The sequence below is a fragment of the Novosphingobium panipatense genome (assembly GCF_900182875.1).
GTDB classification, from domain to species: domain Bacteria; phylum Pseudomonadota; class Alphaproteobacteria; order Sphingomonadales; family Sphingomonadaceae; genus Novosphingobium; species Novosphingobium panipatense.
In genome coordinates, this window is sequence record NZ_FXUI01000040.1 from 1 (window position 1) to 3978 (window position 3978).

General features: G+C 63.4%; 9 protein-coding genes. 3 read left to right on the forward strand and 6 right to left on the reverse strand.

Features of this window, described 5'->3' with window-relative positions:
• Positions 1-316: 316 nt before the first annotated feature.
• From QOL62_RS19495 to QOL62_RS19505, 3 genes are all read left to right on the forward strand, one after another.
• Positions 317-655, forward strand: a complete 339-nt coding sequence (locus tag QOL62_RS19495) for a hypothetical protein (protein WP_257542319.1) — start codon at positions 317-319, stop codon at positions 653-655.
• A gap of 288 nt (positions 656-943) precedes the next feature.
• A complete protein-coding gene (locus QOL62_RS19500) occupies positions 944-1204 on the forward strand; it encodes a CopG family ribbon-helix-helix protein (protein ID WP_257542317.1) in 261 nt (86 codons plus the stop codon).
• On the forward strand, positions 1201-1500 hold the full coding sequence (locus QOL62_RS19505) for a type II toxin-antitoxin system RelE/ParE family toxin (protein WP_257542315.1): 300 nt from the start codon (positions 1201-1203) through the stop codon (positions 1498-1500). Before QOL62_RS19500 ends, QOL62_RS19505 begins: the two co-directional genes overlap by 4 nt.
• 123 nt (positions 1501-1623) lie before the next feature.
• Here QOL62_RS19505 and QOL62_RS19510 read toward each other — a convergent pair whose 3' ends face one another.
• The 6 genes from QOL62_RS19510 to QOL62_RS19535 all read right to left on the reverse strand — a co-directional run.
• The gene (locus QOL62_RS19510) at positions 1624-1947 is read right to left on the reverse strand and encodes a DUF7673 family protein (RefSeq protein ID WP_257542313.1); all 324 of its coding nucleotides are present in this window, start codon (positions 1945-1947) and stop codon (positions 1624-1626) included.
• Positions 1948-2019: 72 nt separating this feature from the next.
• A complete protein-coding gene (locus tag QOL62_RS19515; RefSeq protein ID WP_257542310.1) occupies positions 2020-2811 on the reverse strand; it encodes a hypothetical protein in 792 nt (263 codons plus the stop codon).
• A complete protein-coding gene (locus QOL62_RS19520; RefSeq protein WP_257542308.1) occupies positions 2808-3080 on the reverse strand; it encodes a hypothetical protein in 273 nt (90 codons plus the stop codon). The genes QOL62_RS19515 and QOL62_RS19520 overlap by 4 nt, the downstream gene beginning before the upstream one ends.
• The gene (locus tag QOL62_RS19525) at positions 3077-3283 is read right to left on the reverse strand and encodes a hypothetical protein (protein ID WP_257542306.1); all 207 of its coding nucleotides are present in this window, start codon (positions 3281-3283) and stop codon (positions 3077-3079) included. Before QOL62_RS19525 ends, QOL62_RS19520 begins: the two co-directional genes overlap by 4 nt.
• A 22-nt stretch (positions 3284-3305) precedes the next feature.
• A complete protein-coding gene (locus QOL62_RS19530) occupies positions 3306-3542 on the reverse strand; it encodes a hypothetical protein (RefSeq protein WP_257542304.1) in 237 nt (78 codons plus the stop codon).
• Between the two features lie 2 nt (positions 3543-3544).
• Positions 3545-3978: hypothetical protein (locus tag QOL62_RS19535; protein ID WP_283407288.1), on the reverse strand; the 434-nt coding region annotated here is incomplete at its 5' end.

Sequence of the window (3978 nt, forward strand, 5' to 3'; positions counted from 1 at the left end):
CGCGATCACCAAGCGAGGCCGTTTGCGGCCGAGACGGCTTGGCCCTTGCGCCAGGGGGCAGGAACAGGCCCCGGAATCCCTGCAAACAGCGCGGCGGCTTGCCGCCTCACTATCGAGGCAAGGGAAAAGCGAACGTGCCCGTCTGCGGGCGCCACAGGACAGGGCAAGCCCTGTCTCTCCGCGCCACGACATGACGGGCGCGGCCTTCACACAGGCGTCCGGCAAGGCCGGGCATCATTGTCGGCGCTGGAGGTCTGCGCCGCGCTGCCGCAACGAAGATGGACGGCAGGGCGGAAGATTTGATAGTCGGATCGGCATGACCCAGATGGACCGCCTTTTCCCGCGCTGGACGTCCTCATGGGGCGCACTTGCCCGCGCCAATGCCCATGTGCGGTCGCAATGCCGTCTCTGCGGCATCCAGCAGCGCGTGGATGCCTCGGTGCAGGCGCTTCGCTTCGGGGCGAGCGCTTCCCCCCTTGACCAGCTCGACAGGTGCAGCGTGGTCGGCTGTCATGGCAGCGTCTATTTCTTGGCCGCGCGTTCCTATGGACGGCAATGGCTGACGCTGCTTTCTGGCGAAGATCGGCTATCCGGCGCCGCTCCCGCTGCTAATGCGCTGACGCTGGACCTTGTGCGAACCGGCCCGGCCGCCTGATCGCAGCCACATCCCAGCCAGCGCCGGTAGCCGAAAAACGCCGCATCAAGCGTCGAACAGGTTCAATCGGGGGGCGTTGCGGGGGGACGTGTCCCCCCGCAGAGGGGGTAGGGCGAGACGCGGCACGCGGCTCGAACTCAGGGGGAGACTTCCCCCGTTTATTGCCCTTCTTCCAACCTAGAAAGCCGCTGTCCGGCCTAGAGCATGGGGAAGCTGCCCGTGCAGCTTATGGAGACATGGGCTGGCAAGTGTGTTACAACGTGCACGAAACACGGAAAGGAGGCCCCAATGGGTGCGAGCATAACGATGACGATCCGCGTCACGCCCGATCTCAAGGAGAAGCTGGGCCGATTGGCGCACAATACGCGCCGCACGCGGTCCTATCTCGCGGCCGAAGCGGTCGAATCCTATGTGAACCGCGAACTGCGTATCATCGAAGGTATTCAGCGCGGGCTTGCGGACATGGAGGCAGGACGGGTCACTCCGCATAAGGAAGCGATGGATCGGATTGATGCCGCGATAGAAGCTGCCAGTAACAACGGCGCATGAGGCATGTGCAATGGTCGAACGACGCGCTGGATGATCTGGAACGACAAGCCGTCACCATCGCGAAGGACAACCCCGACGCAGCTCGGCGGGTTGCGAAGCGGATTCGCGCGACCGGCGACAGTCTAGCCGATTTCGCGACTGGCCACCCCGGACGGGTCAGCGGCACCTATGAGAAGTCAGTCGCCCGGCTCCCCTACATTATTGCCTATGCGCTAAGCGCAGATGAAAGCGTGGTGACGATCCTCCACGTCATCCACACGTCGCGGAATTGGCCAGAGGAAGAATGGCCGCAATAGCGCGGTGCGCCAGCTTACGAGCGATGAACCATCCCAAATAGCGCCCGCGCGGCCCGATGGCCGCGCCCGCCGCGCCGCCTTGGCGGTGGGGAGCGCCGCCGCCAGGGCGGGGGCGCGTCGGCGCTACGCCTCGGCCGTCTCCACATCGGCCCGTCGCCATAGCCGGATCAGCTCCACCATTTCGCCCTTGCGACCGAAGGCATCGGCATAGGTCGCAACGCCATGTTGGCCAAGATAAGCGAAGATGCTCGCCATGTCCGCCGCGATCGCCCGATCGACGCCGAACAGGTCGGCAATATCGAAACCGCCCCAATCGTGCGCGTTCCACCATGCCAGCAGGAAATTCGCGGTGATACGTGACTGCCCCGTGTCCGACAAAGCCACGGTTAACAGGCGATCAAGCGCCGCCTGCGCTTCGGAATGGGGGATATTGTCGGTTTCGTTCATCTCGCACCTCTTGGCCTGCATCATGGCGCATCGGGATCAGAAGGCAAAGGCTCCCTGAAAGGCATCGGGTGCCTAGAAGGCAAAAGCAGCCTGTCCGCTGCTTTCGGTGAAGCTCGCGCTATCACCCGCCGCATAGCGGTCGCGGCCTAGCTGGGACCATTGGAGATAGCCGGAACGGTCGCGACTGAACCATCCGTCCTCGACGCCGATGATGAAGCCCCATGCCAAATCCTCGGCACAGTCGGGGCCGGAATTGATCGGCCAATGCTCGCTGCCATTGTCCTGTCGGCAAATCGTGGGCTGGCTGAATGCACGAATGATCGCGCTCCGGTCGTCGGGTTCGGTCGCGCCCATTTCGCGCATGATCGCGCGCGCCTCCGCCGTGTTGATATGACCGGCGGCCTTCTTGTCCTCATGGTCGGAATAGCGGCACCCGTAGGCGACGGCCCGCATGATGCAGCCGGATTCGGTGAAATCCTGCGTTTCGAGCAATTCGCGCCATTTGCCTGCGCTGATAAGGTCGACGGCATGCCACCAACGCGCCGTGGGAGCGGTGGTATAGCCGAAGCGGTTGGGAGCACCGTTGCGGTCGATCTCGAAGCCCAGCGCGGCTTCTACGCGCCGCACATAGGGATGTTCGGCCAGCAGGGGATGGCGAAGCCCGATCCTGCGAGGCTGGTCGCCATCGGGCGGGCAAACCTCGATAGGAAAGCGGAACATGCGCGAGGGCAGATTCCAAGGCGCGGCAAGCGCGAAGTCACGGGGCACGTCGAACGAACGGTTTATGTCCAGAACGGCGAGGTTCGGCGCGAAGCCCGCCGCGACGATCCGTTCGCCCAGCTCGTCTTTGATTGCTTCGGTCATTTCCCCGCCTCCTTGCTGGTCACGCGGTCCAGAAGGCGCACCATCTGCGCGGACAGCGACTTGGCGGTGCCAAGGGCATCGGCCCTGTCGTTCGTATAGTAAGCCGCCCGCTCGGCGTGATCCCGGTGCCAGTCGGCACTATGCTGACGCTGATCGGCAAGGGCGATAGACGCGAGGCGGTATGTGATCCGATATTCTCCGTCCGCCTTGGTGATCGCCATATGCGGCAAGGCTCGGATCGCTGCGAAAAGCTCCTGATCGTTGGTCATCGTGCGTCCCCCGATCCATCGGCCGTCTCGAAGGTGCGCCGCTCGGCCATGTAATCGCCGCTCCGCTCGCAATCCTCGCAAGTTTCGTGATCGTGAACCGACACAAGGGTCCACTCCTGCGCTTCGGCGTCCCATGCAGCCGCTGCGTCCTTAAGAATGCTGGCGCTCCCGCAATGAGGGCAGCGCATTTCGATGCTTTCCATGATGCTCGTTCCTATCGGGAAGTCAGAAAATGCCGTGGTCGCCGCGCCAAATGGATGCCATCTCGCAACCAAGCTCGTGCGCGCACATGGCAAGGTCGAGGTCGAAATCTTCAACCTGCTCGCGGTCGGCGCTGGTCATGGCTTGCCAGTCGATCCGGGCCAGAAAATCGTCCCGCCGCGCGCAAAAACGCTCCAGTTCGGTAAGTGCCCGTGTGATCCGTTCCCGGTGCTGCTCGCGGGTTTCTACGAGGGTGGGCATGGTCACACCCCCTCTGCGGGAAGGCTGTCACCGGCCTGATGGCGACGGGCCATGGCGTCCAGCTTGCCGGACATCTCCTTGAGCGTCCGCGCGGTCACATAGCTGAAACACCCGCCCGCTGCCTTGGCCAGCGGCTCATGGTAATATGTTTCCCAGCCTCGTCCGCCCCGCCTGATCCGCATGAGATAGGAGGTTTTCCCGGCCATCGTGTAACCAACATATTCACCGGCCTTGAAACCGCTGGGTTCGATATTGGCGTGGTTCAACATTCCAATTCCCTTCTTAAAATGGAGCCGAAGGCGATGGGCGCCATCGACTTCTGCCTGAGCGGCGAGCCGGGTCGGGGAATGGCGCAATGAGGGCTGATCGCGGGGGAGGGGGATCACCCGCCCTGCACAAGCGCAGCGCGGAAGGGTGGGGATACCCCCGCGATCAC

Bases quoted from the DNA above. Each gene is read 5' to 3' on its own strand.
- QOL62_RS19520 (WP_257542308.1), bottom strand. From the start codon at position 3,080: ATGACCAACGATCAGGAGCTTTTCGCAGCGATCCGAGCCTTGCCGCAT.
- QOL62_RS19525 (WP_257542306.1), bottom strand. From the start codon at position 3,283: ATGGAAAGCATCGAAATGCGCTGCCCTCATTGCGGGAGCGCCAGCATT.
- QOL62_RS19495 (WP_257542319.1), top strand. From the start codon at position 317: ATGACCCAGATGGACCGCCTTTTCCCGCGCTGGACGTCCTCATGGGGC.
- QOL62_RS19530 (WP_257542304.1), bottom strand. From the start codon at position 3,542: ATGCCCACCCTCGTAGAAACCCGCGAGCAGCACCGGGAACGGATCACA.
- QOL62_RS19515 (WP_257542310.1), bottom strand. From the start codon at position 2,811: ATGACCGAAGCAATCAAAGACGAGCTGGGCGAACGGATCGTCGCGGCG.
- QOL62_RS19500 (WP_257542317.1), top strand. From the start codon at position 944: ATGGGTGCGAGCATAACGATGACGATCCGCGTCACGCCCGATCTCAAG.
- QOL62_RS19505 (WP_257542315.1), top strand. From the start codon at position 1,201: ATGAGGCATGTGCAATGGTCGAACGACGCGCTGGATGATCTGGAACGA.
- QOL62_RS19510 (WP_257542313.1), bottom strand. From the start codon at position 1,947: ATGAACGAAACCGACAATATCCCCCATTCCGAAGCGCAGGCGGCGCTT.